Genomic DNA, 20,615 nt, shown 5'->3' with positions numbered 1-20,615 from the left:
ATTGTGGGCCAGTCGGTGGATGGTTCGCCTCCGGCCGCGGTGTCGGGCCGGGTTCGGGGCCGGGGCCTGGGAGGATCCGACGCCATGCGACTAGTAGTACAAAATGACAAAAGTCGGGCAGGGTTCCGCGGGGCCGCCCTCCGCTGCGGGGCGGCCGCACTGGCCTCCGCCGCCGTGCTCTCCGGCTGCGCCGCCCAGGACGCCGACTCCGGCGCCGGGGGCACCCCCGGACGGCAGTCCGGCCAGGGCGGCCCCGGCCAGGCGCTGGACCCCCGGGCCCGTCGCGCCGCCGAACACGCCCGGCTGGTCGCCGCCGCCCAGCACTGGAACCTGAAGCAGGTGCCGCTGACGCCCCCCGCGCCGCCGGCCAGAAAGCCGAAGATCACCCCGCGCGACGGCTTCGAGGTGGACGGCCAGCAGGAGGAGAACCTGCCGCCGGTCTTCACCTCCGTCCCCACCAGGCAGAAGGTCGTCTTCCTCACCATCGACGACGGCGCCGAGAAGGACCCGGCGTTCCTGCGCATGATGAGCGACCTGAAGATCCCCTACACGGCGTTCCTCAGCAACTACCTGGTCAAGGACGACTACAACTATTTCCGCACGATGCAGTCCCAGGGCCACACCCTCAACAACCACACCCTCACCCACCCCTATCTGCCCGGCCTGTCCTACGAGGAGCAGAAGGACGAGATCTGCGGCATGCAGGACATCATGAAGAAGCAGTTCGGCAAGGCGCCGACCGTCTTCCGCCCGCCCTACGGCAACTACAACGGCGACACCCTGCGCGCCGCCAAGGCCTGCGGGATCAGATACGCGCCGATCTGGGACGAGGAGGTCTTCGTCGACCACTGGGAGTACCGCGAGTGGGACCGCGGCCTGCACCCCGGCGACATCGTGCTCACCCACTTCCGCGGCCGCGACGACTGGGACGGCACCATGGTCGACGACATGCGCAGGTTCCTGAACAAGGTCACGCGCGAGGGGTACGCCGTGGCGCGCCTGGAGGACTACCTGTGAGGCACCGGGGGCGACCGGGGCGCGGCCCGGGGAACGGTCAGGGACGGGTGCGGGCCGGGCTGGCCGCCGCACTCGCCTCGGCCCTTCTCCTCGCGGGCTGCGCCCAGTCCGTCGACCCCATCGAACGCCTCGGCAAACGGGCGGCCCAAGGGGTGCGGCCGCCCGGCCGGGCCGGAAACGAGGCCTACCGCCGCTGGGGCCTGACCGCCCCGCTCGCCGCGCCGCCCAGCCACCCGGTCCGGCCCCTGACGACCCATCGGGCGGACGGTTCCCCGCCCCGGGTCGTGGACCACGTCGCCACCACCGACAAGGTCGTCTTCCTCACCTACGACGACGGCGCCGAAAGGGACCCGCGATTCGTCGACATGGTCCGCGAACTGCGGCTGCCGGTCAGCTTCTTCCTCACCGACAGCGTCGTGGGACCCGGGTACGGCCATTTCGCCCGCCTCCGCGCGGTCGGTGCCGACATCGAGAACCACACCCTCGACCACCCGGCGATGCCCGGACTGCCGTACGCCGGCCAGCGCGCCGAGATCTGCGGCCAGCAGGACAAACTCAAGTCCCGCTTCGGGGTCCGCCCCCGCCTCTTCCGCCCGCCCTACGGCACCTACGACACCACCACCCTGCGCGCGGCGGCCGACTGCGGCATCTCCACGCTCGTCCTGTGGCGCGCCGCGATGACCTCCGACGGCATCAGCTACGGCCGGGGTGAACGGCACCTGTGTCCGGGCGACATCGTCCTGGTCGGTCCCGACGAGGCCACCGGCCCCACCCTGAAGCAGCGCACGACGCGCCTGCTGCGCCGGGTGCAGGCCAGGGGACTGACGGTGGGACGCCTCGAGGACTACCTGCACTAGGCGGCCCGTCAGGCACGAACCAGGCCGACGCGCCGCACGGCATTGGCACTCCGCTTGACCGAGTGCTAATTGCAGTCATAGTCTCGGCTCTGGCACTCGGCAGATGAGAGTGCCAAACACGCGACGGGCAGGTCCGGCACCCGCGACGACGGATCGACCTGGTCGCCACCTCAGACAGTTAACCCCGTGAGATCTCCGAAGGGGGAGGTCGGATCGTGACGACCACCAGCTCCAAGGTTGCCATCAAGCCGCTCGAGGACCGCATTGTGGTCCAGCCGCTCGACGCCGAGCAGACCACCGCCTCTGGCCTGGTCATCCCGGACACCGCGAAGGAGAAGCCCCAGGAGGGCGCCGTCCTCGCCGTGGGTCCGGGCCGTTTCGAGAACGGTGAGCGCCTGCCGCTCGACGTCAAGGTCGGCGACGTCGTCCTGTACAGCAAGTACGGCGGCACCGAGGTGAAGTACAACGGCGAGGAGTTCCTCGTCCTCTCGGCTCGCGACGTCCTCGCGATCATCGAGAAGTAGTCACCTCGAGCACTCAGTTGCTTTCAGCTGCGCCCCTGGCACCCGCGACCACCTAAGAAGCCGGGCGCCGGGGCGCAGTTCTTTTTTCATCCATCAGATCTCCGAGAGGGCTCCCGCTGTCATGGCGAAGATCCTGAAGTTCGACGAGGACGCCCGTCGCGCCCTCGAGCGCGGCGTCAACAAGCTGGCCGACACGGTGAAGGTGACGATCGGCCCCAAGGGCCGCAACGTCGTCATCGACAAGAAGTTCGGCGCCCCCACCATCACCAACGACGGTGTCACGATCGCCCGCGAGGTCGAGATCGAGGACCCGTACGAGAACCTCGGCGCCCAGCTGGTGAAGGAGGTGGCGACCAAGACCAACGACATCGCTGGTGACGGCACCACCACCGCCACCGTGCTCGCCCAGGCGCTGGTGCGCGAGGGCCTGAAGAACGTCGCCGCCGGCGCCTCCCCGGCCGCCCTGAAGAAGGGCATCGACGCCGCGGTCAAGGCCGTCTCCGACGAGCTGCTGGCCTCGGCCCGCCCGATCGACGAGAAGTCCGACATCGCCGCCGTGGCCGCGCTGTCCGCCCAGGACCAGCAGGTCGGCGAGCTGATCGCCGAGGCCATGGACAAGGTCGGCAAGGACGGTGTCATCACCGTCGAGGAGTCCAACACCTTCGGTCTGGAGCTGGACTTCACCGAGGGCATGGCCTTCGACAAGGGCTACCTGTCGCCGTACTTCGTGACGGACCAGGAGCGCATGGAGGCCGTCCTCGAAGACCCGTACATCCTGATCACGCAGGGCAAGATCGGCTCCATCGCCGACCTGCTGCCGCTGCTGGAGAAGGTCATCCAGGCGGGCGCCTCCAAGCCGCTGCTGATCATCGCCGAGGACGTCGAGGGCGAGGCCCTGTCGACCCTGGTCGTCAACAAGATCCGCGGCACCTTCAACGCGGTCGCGGTCAAGGCCCCCGGCTTCGGCGACCGCCGCAAGGCGATGCTGCAGGACATGGCCGTCCTCACCGGCGCCACCGTCATCTCCGAGGAGGTCGGCCTCAAGCTCGACCAGGTCGGCCTGGACGTGCTGGGCTCCGCCCGCCGCGTGACGGTCACCAAGGACGACACGACCCTCGTCGACGGTGCCGGCAACTCCGAGGACGTGCACGGCCGCGTCGCCCAGATCAAGGCCGAGATCGAGAACACCGACTCCGACTGGGACCGCGAGAAGCTCCAGGAGCGCCTCGCGAAGCTGGCCGGCGGCGTGTGCGTGATCAAGGTCGGCGCCGCCACCGAGGTGGAGCTGAAGGAGAAGAAGCACCGTCTGGAGGACGCCATCTCCGCGACCCGCGCCGCGGTCGAGGAGGGCATCGTCTCCGGTGGTGGCTCCGCGCTGGTCCACGCCGTCAAGGTCCTGGAGGGCAACCTCGGCAAGACCGGCGACGAGGCCACGGGTGTCGCGGTCGTCCGCCGCGCCGCCGTCGAGCCGCTGCGCTGGATCGCCGAGAACGCCGGCCTCGAGGGCTACGTCATCGTCTCCAAGGTGGCGGAGCTGGAGAAGGGCAGCGGCTACAACGCCGCCTCCGGCGAGTACGGCGACCTGGTCAAGGCCGGCGTCATCGACCCGGTCAAGGTCACCCGCTCCGCCCTGGAGAACGCCGCCTCCATCGCCTCCCTGCTGCTCACGACCGAGACCCTGGTCGTCGAGAAGAAGGAAGAGGAGCCGGCCGAGGCGGGCCACGGTCACGGCCACTCCCACTGAGGCACCTCAGCACTGAGGCCCGGCACCCCCTCGGGGTGCCGGGCCTTCGCTCTGCCCCCCGGGCCCCGACCTAGTTCTCCAGCGCGTCCAGCGCGCCCAACTGCTCCATCAGCCCCAGCCGGTCGTACTGCCACCAGCCCTCGTGGATCTTGCCCTCGCTGTCGAACCGGAAGATCGTCATGCCGGTCCTCGACACCTGCCGGCCGGTGTTGGGCAGACCCAGGAACTCGCCCTGCTGGATGGCGTTCCAGGACCACCGGGTGCAGACCCGGTCCCCCTCGGTGATCTGGTCCTCGACCGTGAACGTGAAGCTGAAGGCCTCCCGCCACATCTCGATCTCGCGGCGCATGTTCTCCAGCCCGAGATTGTCCTGCTGGTTGGCCGGATCGTGGTCGTGGTAGTTCTCCGCGAGCAGGTTGTTCAGCGGTGGCAACGGCCCCTGTACCGCGATCGTGTCGAAGAAGCGGCGCGCCTGGTCGGCGTACAACGGCTCGTCACGGACCACGTCCAGGTCCGTGAACGTCGGCATCTCGTCGCACAGCGCGATCATCTCGCGGTAGATCCGGTCGGTCGCCGGCAGGTTCGAGTTCCGCATCGCCTCCTCGTACGACGGGAACTCCACGATCTCGATGACGTGGGTCGCATCCGAGCGGTCCTTGCCGACCACCGCGTGCGTCGCGGTCCGCGTCCCCCTGGTCTGTTCGACCCACTGGTCCAGCAGCCGGTTCATCTCGTCGAGCCGGCTGGTCTTGCAGTCGATGAGCTGTACGAACGTCATGGCGCCGCCTCCCGGCCCCTGGGTCCGGATCCGTCAGGTCCATTTTCCCACCGGAACGCGGACGCCACCCGTCCTACTGGGGCCCGTACTTGCGTCCCGTCTTCGAGCTGATTCCGCCCAGCAGCCCTCGCGGGGTGACCTTCACCAGTCCCATCAGCGCCTTGTACCGGGGATCCGGGATGGACAGCGTCTTCCCGCGCGCGAGGTCGGCCAGGGCGGCCGCGACCAGCTTGTCCGCGTCCAGCCACATCCAGCCCGGGATGTTGTCCGTGCCCATGCCGGCCCGCTGGTGGAACTCGGTGCGCACGAAGCCGGGGCACAGAGCCATCAGCCGCACCCCGCTGCCGGCCAGGTCCTTCGCCGCGCCCTGGGTGAACTGCACGACCCAGGCCTTCGAGGCGCCGTAGCTCCCCCGGGGCACGAAGGCCGCCACCGAGGCCACGTTCACCACCCCGCCGCGCCCGCGCTCCCGCATCGCCTCGGCCGCCGCGGAGGTCAGCCGCAGCACCGCCTCGCAGTGCACCTTGAGCATCTTCAGCTCGTCGGCCATGGGTACGTCGAGATAGCGGCCCTTGTTGCCGAAGCCGGCGTTGTTGACCAGGAGGTCGACCGGGTTCTTCCGGTCGCCGAGCCGGTCGGCCACCGTCTCGATGCCCTTGTCCTCGGCGAGATCGGCGGACAGCACCTCCGCCTCGATGCCGTGCCGGTCGTGCAACTCGGTCGCCTGCTCGCGCAGCCGTTTGGCGTCTCGCGCCACCAGGACGAGGTCATGCCCGTCAGCGGCCAGGCGCCGCGCGAACGCGGCACCGATGCCCGCGGTCGATCCCGTAATCAGAGCCGTTGTCATGGCCCAAGGGTAGTGACCCGGACCGACAGCGTCCGCTATCGGTGACGTGCCCTCAGCGGGCCTGTCCGGCGACGTACTTGCGGGCCGCGGCCAGCGTCTCGCCGTGCAGCGCCTCGCCCGCCGCGAGCAGCCGCGGCAGCAGTTCCCGCTCCGTGGTCACCGCGCGGAACTGCATCGCCACCGTCACGTCGTGCTCCGGCCGGTGCACGATCTCGATCGGATCGCCCGCCCGGATCTCACCTGGTTCGATCACTCGCAGGTAGGCCCCCGTCGCGCCCTTCCGGGTGAACCTCTTCACCCATCCCCGCTCGTCCAAATGGCCCTGGAACGTACGGCACGGAATCCGCCCCGCGGTCACCTCCAGCACCACCTCGGACCCGATCCGCCAGCGCTCGCCGATCAGCGCCCCGGACACGTCGAGGCCCTCCGTCGTCAGGTTCTCGCCGAAGCAGCCATTGGCCAGCGATCGGCCCAGCTCCCGCTCCCAGTCGTCGAGGTCCTCGCGCGCGAAGGCGTACACCGCCTGGTCGTCGCCGCCGTGGTGGCGCAGGTCGCACACCGCGTCCCCGGCGACACCGCTCGCACCGACCCCCTTGGGCCCCGGAGCCGCCACCCGCACCGGTCCGTCGGCGGGTCGTTTGTCGATGCCCGTCACGCCCTCCGGCTGGTCCGTGTACGGCACCGGACGACGGTGGCCGAGGTTGACCAAGAGAAGCTTCATGTTCAAACGGTACGGGACCACATCCCAAAGCGTCGACGCGATATTGGGCACTGTACCCAAGTCGGGCTTATGCTCGGAGGGTGATCGAGGCTCGTCATCTCCGCGTCCTGCGTGCCGTCGCCACCACCGGTTCCTTCTCGGCGGCGGGGCGCGAGCTGGGCTGCACCCAGCCTGCCGTCAGCCAGCAGATGAAGGCCCTGGAGACCTCGGTCGGCACCCCGCTGCTGATCCGCAGCGGCCGCGAGATGCGCCTGACCCAGGCCGGCGAGGCCCTCGTCCGGCACGCCTCCGGGATCCTCGCCGGGCTCACCGCTGCCGAGGAGGAGGTCGCTGCCATCGCGGGCCTCAGGGCGGGCAGGGTCCGGCTGGTCTCCTTCCCCAGCGGCAGCTCCACCCTGGTCCCCACCGCCCTGGCCGCCCTGCGCGCCGCACACCCCGGCACCCGTGTCTCCCTGGAGGAGGCGGAGCCCCCGAAGTCCGTCGAACTGCTGCGCGAGGGCGACTGCGACCTGGCGCTCGCCTTCCGCTACGAGGGGGCGGCGGTCGCCGAGGAGTGGGACGACCTCGTCGTCCGGCCCCTGCTGGCCGACCGTCTGGTCGCCCTGGTGCCCGAACGCCACCGGCTCGCGCGCGCGCAGTCCGTGGGCATCGGGGAACTGGCCCGCGAGCCCTGGATCGCGGGCTGCCCGCGCTGCCGCGGCCAACTGGTCGAGGTGTGCGAGAGCGCGGGCTTCACACCGCGCATCGACTTCGCCACCGACGATTACCCGGCGGTGGTCGGACTGGTGGGCGCGGGCCTCGGGGTGGCCGTACTGCCGCAGCTCGCGGTGGAGTCGGTACGGCCCCGGGGGGTGCGCACGGTGGCGCTGGAACCGGCGGTACGACGGCAGATCGTCGCCCTCACCCTGCCCGACCTGGCTCAGGTGCCGGCCGTGGCGGCGACGCTGGAACAGCTGGCCAGGGCGGCCGGGCGTCAGCAAGGCGCGTGAGAGGTTCCCTCGAAGAAGACGGGCATGCGTGTGCGTACCCGGGTGCGATGCCGCTGCAGAAACGTTCCTTCAGGCGTGCGGGGCGGTGCCCGCGCTGGTGGTCGACGCCGACACCAGGCGGTTGCGCGCCCGCCCCATCAACTCTTCGCGCTCGTCCTCGGTCAGGCCGCCCCAGACTCCGTACGGCTCGCGTACGGCCAGCGCGTGCGCCGCGCACTCCGCACGGACCGGGCACCTCATGCAGACCTCCTTGGCCGAGTTCTCGCGAGCGCTCCGAGCCGCCCCGCGCTCGCCCTCCGGGTGGAAGAAGAGCGAACTGTCCACGCCGCGGCAGGCAGCGAGCAGCTGCCAGTCCCACAGGTCCGCGTTCGGTCCGGGAAGGCGGGAGAAATCTGCCATTACGTGACCCCTTGTGGCCGTTCTGGGCGGATACGGTGCCATCGACCGTACATCTCCGGTCTAAGGAGATGAAAATATGACTCATTGCGAATCTAGCTCCAGACACTGAGAAACGGGAGCAAAAACGGCTAAATGGGGCATAGGTTGTGATGAAAAGTTGAGGGTCCTTCGGGCATGTCTGCACCGTGTCGGCGCCCTCACGTAGAGTGCCGAAGACGGCACGCAGCCCCGTAACTCTTTCGAGTGACCGTCGTTGAGAGTGCGGAGGCGGTTGAAAACACAAGCGCTCGGGCAGGCGTCCGAGACGGTCGACCGCACAGGTGACGATTCCGTACCAGCCTGGAGGCTCAAGGTGACGCGCATCAGCTGCGGAGGGCGGTCATGACATCCGTCCTCGTCTGCGACGACTCCCCGCTTGCCCGAGAGGCGCTCCGCCGCGCGGTCGCGACCGTGCCCGGCGTCGAGCGTGTGACGACGGCGGCCAACGGCGAGGAAGTCCTCCGCCGCTGGGGCGCCGACCGCTCCGACCTCATCCTGATGGACGTACGCATGCCCGGCCTGGGCGGCGTCGAGACCGTGCGCCGGCTGCTGTCCGCCGACCCTGGCGCGCGCATCATCATGCTCACTGTCGCCGAGGACCTCGACGGCGTGGCCCTCGCGGTCGCCGCCGGCGCCCGAGGCTATCTGCACAAGGACGCCTCGCGCGCGGAGCTGCGGGCCACCGTGACCCAGGCCCTCGCCGATCCGACCTGGCGTCTGGCCCCGCGTCGCCTCCGCTCGGCCGAGATGGGCGCCGCGCCCACCCTCACCGCGCGCGAGATCCAGGTGCTGGAGGGCATGAGTCACGGCCGCTCCAACGCCGAGATCGGCCGCGAGCTGTTCCTCTCCGAGGACACCGTGAAGACGCACGCCCGCCGCCTGTTCAAGAAGCTCGGCGCCTCGGACCGGGCCCACGCGGTGGCGCTCGGCTTCCGCTGGGGACTGGTCCGGTAGGACGTGGGCCGCGGCGGGGCTGCGGTCCGCCACCTTGGGATTCCCGCCTGCCCCGGGGCAGGCGGGGCCGAGTGGCGGGCAGGCACCGCGGGGGCGGCTTTCCCCGCGGGGACCGTAGGTGAAGGATCCGTTGCTGGGGCAGTGGGTGGCGGATCTGTCGTGGCGACCATCAGTGGTGCAGCCCTTGTGGCCGCCGTCTGTGGTGCGTCCGCTGTGGCCGCCGTCTGTGGTGCATCCGTCGTGACGGCCATCTGTGGCGCATCCGTCATGACGGCTGTGATGAATGCGTCCGTCCTGACGGCCGTCGACAGTGCACCTGACCCACCCGGAGTCCCGGCGCATCCGTCTGACCTGCTGCTTTGCCCTCCTGCCGCTGGGACGAAGGCACCATTGAACGCACCGCGGACGCCCTGCGGCCCCCTCCCGGGGCGGGGCGATTGCGCGGGCGTGCGGGCTTGTCGTGGGGGTCGGCGGGGGCTGTGCAAGGCGACCCGCCGGATGCCCGCTGCTCGTTTCGCCGCGGATGCCGCATCCTTGAGGTGTGGAGTCTCTCGGGGACGAGTCGGTCGAGCGGAAGGGGAGGGCGCAGGGAATGAGTGCCGGCGCACCTGCTCATAACGCTTCGGTGCACAACCACGAGCACGATGCGACGGACCGGACGGCCGCAAGGCACCATGGACCGATGCGCGACGACGAGGCGGGCACGGCCCACGGGGCGATCGGTGCGCTCGTGCATCGTGCCGTCGACGGGGACGAGCAGGCCACGCACGATCTGCTCGCCCATGTGCACCCCTTGGCGCTGCGCTACTGCCGCACCCGGCTGTCCCGGCTCCCCGGCGACGCGCGCCACTTCGTGGAGGACCTCGCCCAGGAGGTCTGTGTCGCCGTCCTCCTCGCCCTGCCGCGCTACCGGGACACGGGCCGCCCCTTCGAGGCCTTCGTCTTCGCCATCGCCTCGCACAAGGTCGCCGACCTCCAGCGCGCCGCGATGCGCCACCCGGGCTCCACCGCCGTCCCCTCGGACGAGATGCCGGAGCGCCCCGACGACTCCCTCGGCCCCGAGGAGCGCGCCCTGCTCAGCAGCGACGCGGAGTGGGCCAAGAAGCTGCTGGCCAACCTGCCCGAGAACCAGCGAGAACTGCTCCTGCTGCGCATCGCCGTGGGCTTGACCGCGGAGGAGACGGGGCAGATGTTGGGAATGTCACCCGGCGCGGTACGGGTGGCCCAGCATCGGGCGCTGAGCCGCCTGCGCGCGCTCGCCGAGCAGTAACAGCCCTGCGCGGAGCCTCCGTAGCTCCCCTCGTGAACAGGCGCGCGTTCGTTCCCGTACGAACATACGAAGCCTGAAGTCGCTCCACACCGTGGAATTTGCTAGCCGTGCTTCCCGTTAGCATGGACATCCGCACCGATCAAGGCCATTTGGGGAAGGTGTCATGACTGCGAACGTCGACGGAGTGCCCGGTAAATTCGCGACACTCGGGCTGACCTACGACGACGTGCTGCTGCTGCCGGGCGCCTCCGAGGTGCTCCCCGGCGCGGTCGACACCTCGTCCCGCATCTCGCGCAACGTCCGGGTCAACATCCCGCTGCTCTCTGCGGCGATGGACAAGGTGACCGAGTCCCGCATGGCGATCGCGATGGCCCGCCTCGGCGGCGTCGGCGTCCTGCACCGCAACCTGTCCGTCGAGGACCAGGTCAACCAGGTCGACCTGGTCAAGCGGTCCGAGTCCGGCATGGTCACCGACCCCATCACGGTGCACCCGGAGGCGACGCTCGCCGAGGCGGACGCACTGTGCGCCAAGTTCCGCATCAGCGGCGTCCCCGTCACCGACCCGGCCGGCAAGCTGCTCGGCATCGTCACCAACCGCGACATGGCCTTCGAGAGCGACCGCAGCCGTCAGGTGCGCGAGGTCATGACGCCGATGCCGCTGGTCACCGGCCAGGTCGGCATCTCCGGCGTGGACGCCATGGAGCTGCTGCGCCGCCACAAGATCGAGAAGCTTCCGCTGGTCGACGACACCGGCGTCCTCAAGGGCCTCATCACGGTCAAGGACTTCGTCAAGGCCGAGAAGTACCCGAGCGCCGCCAAGGACGCCGAGGGCCGCCTGCTCGTCGGCGCCGCCGTGGGCGCGAGCCCCGAGGCCCTGGAGCGCGCCCAGGCGCTGGCCGAGGCCGGGGTGGACTTCCTGGTCGTCGACACCTCGCACGGCCACAACAGCAACGCTCTCAGCTGGATGTCGAAGATCAAGTCGAGCGTCTCCGTCGACGTGATCGGCGGCAACGTCGCCACGCGCGACGGCGCGCAGGCCCTGATCGACGCCGGTGTCGACGGCATCAAGGTGGGCGTGGGCCCCGGCTCGATCTGTACGACGCGCGTGGTCGCCGGCATCGGCGTCCCGCAGGTCACCGCCATCTACGAGGCCTCCCTCGCCGCCCGCCCGGCCGGCATCCCGCTGATCGGCGACGGCGGCCTGCAGTACTCCGGCGACATCGGCAAGGCGCTCGCGGCCGGCGCCGACACGGTGATGCTCGGTTCGCTGCTCGCGGGCTGTGAGGAGTCGCCCGGCGAGCTGCAGTTCATCAACGGCAAGCAGTTCAAGTCGTACCGCGGCATGGGCTCGCTCGGTGCCATGCAGTCCCGGGGCCAGGGCAAGTCGTACTCCAAGGACCGCTACTTCCAGGCCGAGGTCGCCTCCGACGACAAGCTCGTGCCCGAGGGCATCGAGGGCCAGGTGCCCTACCGCGGCCCGTTGGCCAGCGTCCTGCACCAGCTCGTCGGCGGTCTGCGCCAGACCATGGGCTACGTGGGCGCGGCCACCATCGACGAGATGGAGTCCAAGGGCCGCTTCGTGCGGATCACCTCCGCGGGCCTCAAGGAGAGCCACCCGCACGACATCCAGATGACGGTCGAGGCGCCGAACTACAGCAGCAAGTGACACGCACGCGCGCGTGAAGCGCATCCAGGGCGGCTCCGGAGCATCCGGGGCCGCCCTTGCCGTACCTGTCGGCGATACTGGAAGACGCTGAAACGCATCAGGGAAAGGCCACAGACGTGACTGAGATCGAGATCGGGCGCGGCAAGCGCGGCCGCAGGGCGTACGCCTTCGACGACATCGCCGTCGTCCCCAGCCGCCGTACGCGGGACCCGAAGGAGGTCTCGATCGCCTGGCAGATCGACGCCTACCGATTCGAGCTGCCCTTCCTGGCCGCCCCCATGGACTCGGTCGTCTCCCCGGCCACCGCCATTCGCATCGGCGAGCTGGGCGGCCTCGGCGTCCTGAACCTGGAAGGCCTGTGGACGCGGTACGAGGACCCGCAGCCGCTGCTGGACGAGATCGCCGAGCTGCCCGCCGAGCAGGCGACCCGCCGGCTCCAGGAGATCTACGCGGCTCCCATCAAGGAGGAGCTGATCGGCGCGCGCATCAAGGAGGTGCGCGACTCCGGTGTGGTCACGGCGGCCGCGCTCTCCCCGCAGCGCACCGCCCAGTTCTCCAAGGCGGTCGTGGACGCGGGCGTGGACATCTTCGTCATCCGCGGTACGACGGTCTCGGCCGAGCACGTCTCCGGCGCGCACGAGCCGCTGAACCTGAAGCAGTTCATCTACGAGCTGGACGTCCCGGTGATCGTCGGCGGCTGTGCCACCTACACCGCCGCCCTGCACCTGATGCGCACCGGCGCGGCCGGCGTCCTGGTCGGCTTCGGCGGCGGCGCCGCGCACACCACGCGCAACGTGCTCGGCATCCAGGTCCCGATGGCCACCGCGGTCGCCGACGTGGCCGCCGCCCGCCGCGACTACATGGACGAGTCCGGTGGCCGGTACGTGCACGTGATCGCGGACGGGGGTGTCGGCTGGTCCGGCGACCTGCCGAAGGCGATCGCCTGCGGCGCCGACTCGGTGATGATGGGCTCCCCGCTCGCCCGGGGCACGGACGCGCCCGGCAAGGGCCACCACTGGGGCATGGAGGCGGTCAACGAGGAGCTGCCCCGCGGCAAGAAGGTCGACCTGGGCACGGTCGGCACGATCGAGGAGATCCTCACCGGCCCGTCCCACACCCCCGACGGCTCCATGAACTTCTTCGGCGCCCTGCGCCGCGCCATGGCCACCACCGGCTACAGCGAGCTGAAGGAGTTCCAGCGGGTCGAGGTCACCGTCGCGGACAGCCAGCACAAGCGCTGACCCGGCCGTACGACGCGAAGGGCCCGGCCACCTGCGAGGTGGTCGGGCCCTTTCCCGTGCGGCGAGGCGTTACGCGGCGGCCTTCTTGGCACCCGAGAAGGCGGCGAACGCGGCGATGGCGAAGAAGAGGAAGGTGAGCGGGTCGGCTTCCTTCTTCCAGGCCTCCTGGACCACGTCGAGATGGTCGAAGAACACCTCGGAGAAGTCCGCGTGCACATAGTCCGCGATCATCATCGCCTCGCCGACCAGCTGGCCGAGGTAGACCGAGGCGAGCGCGAGGACGGCGCCGACGATCGGCACGACGGGACTGCGGCCGCCGGCCTTGCCGCCCGCGAGGCCGATGACGAAGCCGACGCCGACGGCCGCCCAGCCGATCTCGTGCTCGGTGGCACCGATGATGACGCCGTAGAGGGCGCCGGCCACCAGGGCGGCGACCAGGGCCGCGACCAGGCCGAGGGCGAGGTTGCCGCGGCTCGGGGCGGGCGGCGGGGGCGGCGGGGCGAACGCGCCCGGCTGCGGCGGGTACGGCGCCTGGGGCGCGCCCGGAGCGCCGACGGGCGCCTGCTGGGCGTACGGGTTGCCGTCGGCCGGCCCGTACGGCTGCTGCGGCGGTGGTGGTGGTGACTGGCTCATGACAGAAATCCCCCGGTGTGGTGACACAACTGGATGACGAAGACGGACGACGTACGCGCACGTGTGTGCGACGAGTCCGGGGGAGATTAACAGCCGGGGACGACAACGCCCCCGGCTGTTTTCCGTTCGTGACCGGTCTCAGAGCCGGTGCGCCGCCCCCGTGGGCGTGGCCCCGCGGGTGTCCAGGAGCAGCTGGGCCTTCACCGACAGACCCTGGAGGTCGTAGGTGCGGTGCTGCTGGAGCAGGATCGTCAGATCGGCGTCGGCGGCCGCCTCGTAGAGGGAGTCCGCGCGCGGGACCGGGCGGTCCAGGACGCTCCAGGACGCCACCAGGGGGTCGTGGTAGCTGACCGAGGCGCCCAGCTCCATCAGCCGGACGGCGATCTCCTGGGCGGGCGTGCCCTGCAGGTCGGCGAGGTCGGGCTTGTAGGTGACGCCGAGGAGCAGCACGCGGGCGCCGCGCGCGGACTTGCCGTGCTCGTTGAGGAGGGTGGCGGCGCGCTGGACGACGTACCGGGGCATGCGGTGGTTGACCTGCTGGGCCAGCTCCACCATGCGCAGCGTGCGGGTCGCGTGGCCGGTGAGGTCCTGGGCGACGCCGTGTCCGCCGACGCCCGGGCCCGGCCGGAACGCCTGGAAACCGAAGGGCTTGGTCTCCGCGCAGCGGATGACGTCCCACAGATCGACGCCCAGCTCGTGGCAGAGGACGGCCATCTCGTTGACGAGTGCGATGTTGACGTGCCGGAAATTGGTCTCCAGCAGCTGCACGGTCTCCGCCTCGCGCAGCCCACGCGCGCGCACCACCTTGTCGGTGAGCCGCCCGTAGAAGGCGGCCGCGGACTCGGTGCAGGCGGAGGTGAGACCCCCGATGACCTTGGGTGTGCCGGCGGGGGTGTGGTCGCGGTTGCCGGGGTCGACCCGGCTGGGCGAGTAGGCGAGGTGGAAGTCGCGGCCGGCGCGCAGCCCGGAGCCCTTCTCCAGCAGGGGGCGCAGGAACTCCTCCGTGGTCCCGGGCAGCACCGGTGACTCCAGGATGACGGTGGTGTGCGGGCGCAGCCGTTCGGCCAGGGTGCGGGCGGCCGCCTCGACCTGGCCGAGGTCGAGCCCGCCGTCGGCGCCGCGCGGGGTGGACGCGCAGATCACGGCGGTGCGCACCCGGCCGAGCTGGGCCGGGTCGGTGCCGGGCCGGAAGCCCGCGGCATGCATCCGGCGCAGCTCGGCGGGACTGAGCGAACCCGCCTCGGGGCCGGTGGCGTACCCGATGGTCGGGATGCCTGCGGCGACTGCGGCCTGGGCGAGCGGCAGGCCGTGGGGACCGAGTCCGATCACGGCGAGGTCTGCGGGCATGCGTGGCCGTCCTTCCCAGGAACCGAAGCGGGACCGATGCGCAACCGCTGTGGACAGGATGAGCGAGCGCACTGTCAGACTAGGTACACATATGACTGTTCTGTGTGATTGTGTTCGTGTGTCTTCCGTGGGTTGCGCGTGTGTTGTCCACAGGTTGGGGGCCCGTGGTGGCTGAAGCCGGGCAACCCGGTCAGAATTTGGGCATGAGGAGGGGATGAACCGGGCTTCGCCCACCGGGTGCGGCCGACGCGAGCGAGTTGTTCGACAGCGGGAGGCAGCGGTGAGGACAGCGACTCTGGGTCCGGCGCAGCGCGCCGAGGCACTGGCGGCGATGGCGGAGCGCGAGCTGGACGTACTGGTGGTCGGCGGTGGAGTGGTCGGCGCCGGCACCGCACTGGACGCCGTCACCCGCGGTCTGTCCACCGGCCTGGTCGAGGCCCGCGACTGGGCGTCGGGCACCTCCAGCCGATCCAGCAAGCTCATCCACGGCGGCCTGCGCTATCTGGAGATGCTCGACTTCGCCCTGGTCCGCGAGGCCCTGAAGGAGCGCGGCCTGCTTCTGGAGCGGCTCGCCCCGCACCTGGTCAAACCGGTGGCGTTCCTCTACCCGCTCCAGCACAAGGGCTGGGAGCGCCTGTACGCAGGCTCGGGCGTGGCCTTGTACGACGCGATGTCCATGGCCCGCGGACACGGCAGGGGCCTGCCCCTGCACCGCCACCTGACCCGCGGTCACGCCCTGCGCGTGGCCCCCTGCCTGAAGAAGGACGCGCTGGTCGGCGCCCTGCAGTACTACGACGCCCAGATGGACGACGCCCGGTTCGTGGCGACCCTGGTGCGCACGGCGGCGTCGTACGGCGCGAAGGTGGCCAACCGCGCGCGCGTGACCGGATTCCTGCGCGAGGGCGAGCGTGTCGTCGGCGCCCGGGTGCAGGACGTGGAGGGCGGCGGGGAGTACGAGATCCGCGCGAAGCAGATCGTCAACGCCACCGGAGTGTGGACCGACGACACCCAGGCCATGGTGGGGGAGCGCGGCCAGTTCCACGTCCGCGCCTCCAAAGGCATCCACCTGGTCGTGCCCAAGGACCGCATTCACTCCACCACCGGCCTGATCCTGCGCACCGAGAAGTCGGTCCTGTTCGTCATCCCCTGGGGCCGGCACTGGATCGTGGGCACCACCGACACCGACTGGGACCTGGACAAGGCCCACCCGGCCGCCTCCAGCGCCGACATCGACTACCTGCTGGAGCACGTCAACTCGGTGCTCGCCGTCCCGCTCAGCCGCGACGACGTGCAGGGCGTGTACGCGGGGCTGCGTCCGCTGCTGGCCGGTGAGTCCGACGCCACCAGCAAGCTGTCCCGCGAACATACGGTGGCGCATCCGGCGCCGGGACTCGTGGTCGTGGCGGGCGGCAAGTACACGACGTACCGGGTGATGGCGAAGGACGCCGTCGACGAGGCGGTGCACGGCCTCGACATGCGCGTCGCCGACTGCGTCACCGAGGACATCCCGCTGCTGGGCGCGGAGGGCTACCGGGCGCTGTGGAACGCGCGGGCACGGATCGCCGCCCGCACCGGAATCCACGTGGTCCGCGTCGAACACCTGCTGAACCGATACGGCGCGATGGCCGAGGAGATCCTGGACCTCATCGCCGCCGACCCCGCCCTGGGCGAGCCGCTGCAGGCCGCCGACGACTACCTGCGCGCCGAGGTCGTGTACGCCGCCTCGCACGAGGGTGCCCGGCACCTGGACGACGTGCTCACCCGCCGCACCCGTATCTCCATCGAGACCTTCGACCGGGGCACCCGCAGCGCCCGCGAGGCCGCCGAACTGATGGCGCCCGTCCTCGGCTGGGACAAGGACCAGATCGAGCGCGAGGTGGAGCACTACGAGAAGCGGGTCGAGGCCGAGCGGGAGTCCCAGCTCCAGCCCGACGACCAGACGGCGGACGCGGCACGGCTGGGGGCGCCGGACATCGTGCCGCTGAGCTGAGCTGAGCCGCACCGAGCCGAGGTCAGCCGAGGTGAGCTGAGCCGGGCTTGGATGAGTCAAGCCGGGCTGGGCTTGGGCTGAGGCGGGCTGAGCCGGTCTCACCTCCGGCTTTCACTCGAACGGGTGTAGTGAACCGGGATCTTCGTTCGGGGCCCGTGCGTTCTGTCAGATGCGAGGGCAGAACTCGGCGGCGAGCAAGGCCGGTTCCAGCCGGGGATCTGCGATCGCGTCCGTGTTCACCCGGGAGGTGAGGACGGGACGGCCGTCGACGGTGGCTGCGGTGCGCACGTAGCTGCCGGACATCCGGCCGTTGTGCCCCCACACCGTGATACCGCACGGGAGCTTTGCCGGAAAGATCCCCATGCCGTACGAGCCGTGCGCGGCATGGACGTGGAGCATCTCGCGCAGCCGGCGCGGGGGCAGCGGCTTGCCGCCCAGCAGGGCCGCGTAGAAGCGGTCCCTGTCGTCGAGCGTGGTCACCAGCTCACCCGCCGCACCGGCCACGCGCGGGTCGAGCTCGGTGGCGTCCGAGCCGTCGGCCGCGTGGGCCCGGCCGTGCGGCGGAGGAAGCGAACTGCGGGATCCGGGAAAGGAGGTGCCCGCAAGACCGAGTGGGGCGATGATCCGGCGCCGCACCTCGGTGGCGTACGAACGGCCGGTGACCTGCCGGACCACCATGCCGGGCAGGACGTAGTTGGTGCTGGAGCTGGAGCTGGAGCTGGAGCTGGAGCTGGAGCTGGAGCAGGAGCAGGAGCAGGGGCAGGGACCCGGGCGGGCCGGAGGGAGGGCGAGAGCGATGTCCACGGCCTGAAGCGGGGTCAGAGGGACGACCCCATGGGTGACCCGGGTGAAGTCGGCGAGCCCGCTGGTGTGGGTGAGCAGTGCCCGCAGGGTGGTGTGCCGTCCGTCGGTGCCCTGTCCGCGAAGCAGCCCCGGAAGATGCCGTTCCACGGTGTCGGACAGGGACAGCCGGTGTTCCGCCGCCAGTTGCAGCACGACCGTCGCGACGAACGTCTTGGTGATGCTGCCTGCACGGAAGTGGTCGGCCCGCGCGATACCCCGGCCGGCGGCCCTGTAGCGGGAGCGGTTCATCTCCCGGCTCAGCAGGGCGGCGGCGGGTGCCCTGCCCTCGGTGACCAGCAGGGGGAGGACCGCCTCCGGGGCCCCGGAGGCGGGGCCGGCACGGACGGCGGTGGGAGCGAGGAGCAGGGCCAGGGCCAGGGCCACCGGTATGGACAGGAGTGCCCGAAGCGCCGGCATCCGGGCTCCCTTCCCTTCCGGCCCATCATCCCGGTAAACGGAAGTTCCTATTCAGCGGGTCGCCCGGTGCGCGCGGCCCGGGGCGGCGTCCGGGACACCCTGGGCGTCGGCCACTTGTCGGGTGAGGGACAATGGAGGCTCTGTCAGGGCGGGTTGCATGAGGGGACGCATGTCGGAGGCGGAGCGGGCGGGGACATCTCGTCAGGAGACTCGTCAGGGCAAGAGCGAGCGTCGTCTTCTCGCCGGGCGGTACCGGCTGGGAGACGTACTGGGCCGCGGCGGCATGGGCACGGTGTGGCGCGCCGAGGACGAGACCCTCGGCCGGACGGTCGCCGTCAAGGAGCTGCGGTTCCCGTCGAACATCGACGAGGAGGAGAAGCGGCGCCTGATCACGCGCACCCTGCGCGAGGCCAAGGCGATCGCCCGGATCCGCAACAACAGCGCCGTGACGGTCTTCGACGTGGTCGACGAGGACGACCGGCCATGGATCGTCATGGAGTTGGTCGAGGGCAAGTCCCTCGCCGAGGCCATCCGCGAGGACGGCCTGCTGGAGCCCAAGCGCGCGGCCGAGGTCGGGCTGGCCGTCCTCGACGTGCTGCGCTCCGCGCACCGCGAGGGCATCCTGCACCGTGACGTGAAGCCGTCCAACGTGCTCATCGCCGAGGACGGCCGGGTCGTGCTCACCGACTTCGGGATCGCACAGGTCGAGGGCGACCCGTCCATCACCTCCACCGGCATGCTCGTCGGCGCCCCCTCCTACATCTCCCCGGAGCGTGCCCGCGGGCACAAGCCGGGCCCCGCGGCCGACCTGTGGTCGCTGGGCGGCCTGCTCTACGCGTCGGTCGAGGGCGTGCCGCCGTACGACAAGGGTTCGGCGATCGCCACGCTGACCGCGGTGATGACCGAGCCGCTGGAGGAGCCCAAGAACGCGGGTCCGCTCAGGGACGTCATCTACGGCCTGCTCACCAAGGACCCCGCCCAGCGGATCGACGACGCCGCCGCCCGGGCCATGCTCGACGCGGTGATCCACGCGCCCGAGCCGGAGCCGATGGACGCCACGCGCGTGGTTCCGCTGCCGGCGCAGCCCGGCGGGGCCGAGGGCAAGCGGGGCGAGGAGGCCGCGGAGAAGCTGCGCGGGGCGCTGCGTTCGGTCCGCAAGGCGGCCGGGGTGGCCGGCGCGGCAGCCGTCGCGCGGGCGAAGAGCGGGAGCGGTACGGCGGACGCGCCCTCCGGTAACGCCTCGGGGGCGGCCGGCGGCAGCGCCGGTGGGGCGACCGCCCAGGGCCGGACCTCCTCCGGTCAGACCCCCTCCCGTCAGACCTCCTCCGGGCGGGTCTCCTCGGGCCAGGCCTCGTCCGCGGCGCCGGGCGGCGGCGCGGCGGGACGGCCGGCCGGCTCGTCCCAGGGTTCCGCGGCCGTGCCGAACTCCAGCGCGAACAAGCCGAGTTCGGGGTGGCCCGTGGTGCCGCCGCCGGACCTCGACCTGCCGCCGCGGCCGGTACCGAGGGCGCCGCTCACCGACGTGGTGCCCAGGCGGACGCTGGTGATCATCGCGGTGCTGGTCGTGCTCGCGGTCATCGGCACCGTGCTGGCCCTCACGCTCGGCGGGGACGACGACGGGGGCGGCAGGAAGAGCGGCGCCAAGGCGCCCGCGAGCGCCGGGCCTTCCCTCAAGCAGGACAAGGGCACGGGCGGCAAGGGGAGCAGCGGCGAGCGGACGGACGGGGACACTTCGGCGCCCGCCACCAAGGGCTCGCAGCCCGAGAAGAACACCGGCCCGTCCGGCAGCGACGACTCCGGGTCGTCCGGCGCGAAGGACGACGACGGCAGCGCGCCGGCGCAGTCGACCCACAAGGGCGGCCAGGGGTACGCGATCGGGCTGCCCAAGGGCTGGACGTACCGGTCCACCGATTCGGCCGGAGACCGCTACGCCGGGCCCGACGGGCAGAGGCTGCTCGTCGGCTGGACCAGCGCGCCCAAGGACGACCCGGTGGCGGACTGGAAGAACCAGGAACACGGCATGGTGCGTTCCCAGTACCAGAAGATCCGCATAGAGGAGGTGGATTACCGCGGCTGGAACACGGCCGACTGGGAGTTCACCTACGTGGACGGCGGCACCAAGTACCGCTCGATCGACCGGGGGTTCGTGGTGAACGACCACCTCGGTTACGGGCTGATGTACTCCGCGAAGGACGCGGCCTGGCACAGCGACCTGCGCAAGGACACCTGGAGGACACTGACGAAGTCCTTCGAGCCCAAGTCGTGATGTGAACGAGCCCTGTTTGGGGCGGTGAGAATCAGTCATCCCCTCAATGCGGGTTGCCTCCGGCACGTATCGT

At 70.8% G+C, this 20,615-nt stretch carries 18 protein-coding genes; 11 read left to right on the top strand and 7 right to left on the bottom strand.

Annotated features, from left to right (window positions below; all coding sequences use genetic code 11):
• Window positions 1-84 precede the first annotated feature (84 nt).
• The 4 genes from ACIRU3_RS01495 to groL all read left to right on the top strand — a co-directional run bounded on the left by ACIRU3_RS01495 (window position 85) and on the right by groL (window position 4,142).
• Complete coding sequence (locus ACIRU3_RS01495; RefSeq protein WP_404049789.1) at window positions 85-1,017, top strand: polysaccharide deacetylase family protein; 933 nt, start codon at window positions 85-87, stop codon at window positions 1,015-1,017.
• A gap of 47 nt (window positions 1,018-1,064) precedes the next feature.
• Window positions 1,065-1,874 carry a polysaccharide deacetylase family protein gene (locus ACIRU3_RS01490; protein ID WP_404049786.1) on the top strand — a complete coding sequence of 270 codons (810 nt, stop codon included), beginning with the start codon at window positions 1,065-1,067 and terminating at the stop codon, window positions 1,872-1,874.
• Window positions 1,875-2,089: 215 nt separating this feature from the next.
• Window positions 2,090-2,398, top strand: a complete 309-nt coding sequence (groES, locus tag ACIRU3_RS01485) for a co-chaperone GroES (RefSeq protein WP_057584642.1) — start codon at window positions 2,090-2,092, stop codon at window positions 2,396-2,398.
• 121 nt (window positions 2,399-2,519) lie between these two features.
• Window positions 2,520-4,142 carry a chaperonin GroEL gene (gene groL, locus ACIRU3_RS01480; protein WP_404049784.1) on the top strand — a complete coding sequence of 541 codons (1,623 nt, stop codon included), beginning with the start codon at window positions 2,520-2,522 and terminating at the stop codon, window positions 4,140-4,142.
• A 70-nt stretch (window positions 4,143-4,212) separates the two neighbouring features.
• Here the strand turns inward: groL and ACIRU3_RS01475 are convergent, their stop codons facing one another.
• From ACIRU3_RS01475 to ACIRU3_RS01465, 3 genes are all read right to left on the bottom strand, one after another.
• Window positions 4,213-4,920, bottom strand: coding sequence for an ester cyclase (locus ACIRU3_RS01475; RefSeq protein ID WP_404049781.1), 708 nt, complete (start codon window positions 4,918-4,920; stop codon window positions 4,213-4,215).
• 73 nt (window positions 4,921-4,993) lie between these two features.
• A complete protein-coding gene (locus ACIRU3_RS01470; protein WP_404049778.1) occupies window positions 4,994-5,767 on the bottom strand; it encodes an SDR family NAD(P)-dependent oxidoreductase in 774 nt (257 codons plus the stop codon).
• A 52-nt stretch (window positions 5,768-5,819) separates the two neighbouring features.
• On the bottom strand, window positions 5,820-6,488 hold the full coding sequence (locus ACIRU3_RS01465; protein ID WP_404049775.1) for an MOSC domain-containing protein: 669 nt from the start codon (window positions 6,486-6,488) through the stop codon (window positions 5,820-5,822).
• A gap of 80 nt (window positions 6,489-6,568) precedes the next feature.
• Between ACIRU3_RS01465 and ACIRU3_RS01460 the strand changes: the two genes are divergently transcribed.
• Window positions 6,569-7,477, top strand: a complete 909-nt coding sequence (locus ACIRU3_RS01460; protein ID WP_404049772.1) for a LysR family transcriptional regulator — start codon at window positions 6,569-6,571, stop codon at window positions 7,475-7,477.
• 69 nt (window positions 7,478-7,546) lie between these two features.
• Here the strand turns inward: ACIRU3_RS01460 and ACIRU3_RS01455 are convergent, their stop codons facing one another.
• Window positions 7,547-7,876 carry a WhiB family transcriptional regulator gene (locus ACIRU3_RS01455; protein ID WP_404049769.1) on the bottom strand — a complete coding sequence of 110 codons (330 nt, stop codon included), beginning with the start codon at window positions 7,874-7,876 and terminating at the stop codon, window positions 7,547-7,549.
• Window positions 7,877-8,257: 381 nt separating this feature from the next.
• On the opposite strand from ACIRU3_RS01455, the gene ACIRU3_RS01450 reads away from it, so the two are divergent.
• From ACIRU3_RS01450 to ACIRU3_RS01435, 4 genes are all read left to right on the top strand, one after another.
• Window positions 8,258-8,869, top strand: coding sequence for a response regulator transcription factor (locus tag ACIRU3_RS01450; protein WP_003948568.1), 612 nt, complete (start codon window positions 8,258-8,260; stop codon window positions 8,867-8,869).
• 682 nt (window positions 8,870-9,551) lie between these two features.
• Window positions 9,552-10,139, top strand: coding sequence for a sigma-70 family RNA polymerase sigma factor (locus ACIRU3_RS01445; RefSeq protein ID WP_030641278.1), 588 nt, complete (start codon window positions 9,552-9,554; stop codon window positions 10,137-10,139).
• 163 nt (window positions 10,140-10,302) lie between these two features.
• Entirely contained in the window at window positions 10,303-11,805 is a 1,503-nt protein-coding gene (guaB, locus tag ACIRU3_RS01440; RefSeq protein WP_404049767.1) for an IMP dehydrogenase, read from the top strand.
• Between the two features lie 116 nt (window positions 11,806-11,921).
• Complete coding sequence (locus ACIRU3_RS01435) at window positions 11,922-13,046, top strand: GuaB3 family IMP dehydrogenase-related protein (RefSeq protein WP_404049764.1); 1,125 nt, start codon at window positions 11,922-11,924, stop codon at window positions 13,044-13,046.
• 69 nt (window positions 13,047-13,115) lie between these two features.
• Here the strand turns inward: ACIRU3_RS01435 and ACIRU3_RS01430 are convergent, their stop codons facing one another.
• Complete coding sequence (locus tag ACIRU3_RS01430; protein WP_404049761.1) at window positions 13,116-13,679, bottom strand: hypothetical protein; 564 nt, start codon at window positions 13,677-13,679, stop codon at window positions 13,116-13,118.
• 138 nt (window positions 13,680-13,817) lie between these two features.
• Window positions 13,818-15,026, bottom strand: coding sequence for a nucleotide sugar dehydrogenase (locus ACIRU3_RS01425; RefSeq protein ID WP_404049758.1), 1,209 nt, complete (start codon window positions 15,024-15,026; stop codon window positions 13,818-13,820).
• A gap of 280 nt (window positions 15,027-15,306) precedes the next feature.
• Between ACIRU3_RS01425 and ACIRU3_RS01420 the strand changes: the two genes are divergently transcribed.
• Window positions 15,307-17,016: a glycerol-3-phosphate dehydrogenase/oxidase gene (locus tag ACIRU3_RS01420; protein ID WP_404049755.1), complete on the top strand. Its 1,710-nt coding sequence runs from the start codon at window positions 15,307-15,309 to the stop codon at window positions 17,014-17,016.
• Window positions 17,017-17,181: 165 nt separating this feature from the next.
• Here ACIRU3_RS01420 and ACIRU3_RS01415 read toward each other — a convergent pair whose 3' ends face one another.
• A complete protein-coding gene (locus tag ACIRU3_RS01415) occupies window positions 17,182-18,276 on the bottom strand; it encodes a serine hydrolase domain-containing protein (RefSeq protein WP_404049753.1) in 1,095 nt (364 codons plus the stop codon).
• A gap of 169 nt (window positions 18,277-18,445) precedes the next feature.
• On the opposite strand from ACIRU3_RS01415, the gene ACIRU3_RS01410 reads away from it, so the two are divergent.
• Window positions 18,446-20,542, top strand: coding sequence for a serine/threonine-protein kinase (locus tag ACIRU3_RS01410; protein ID WP_404050527.1), 2,097 nt, complete (start codon window positions 18,446-18,448; stop codon window positions 20,540-20,542).
• The last annotated feature ends 73 nt before the right edge of the window (window positions 20,543-20,615 follow it).

The organism is Streptomyces sp. NPDC101151 (assembly GCF_044768335.1).
Taxonomy (GTDB): Bacteria; Actinomycetota; Actinomycetes; order Streptomycetales; family Streptomycetaceae; genus Streptomyces.
The sequence above is the reverse complement of the archived record's forward strand: the minus strand, read 5'-3'. Positions and strand labels throughout refer to the sequence as shown.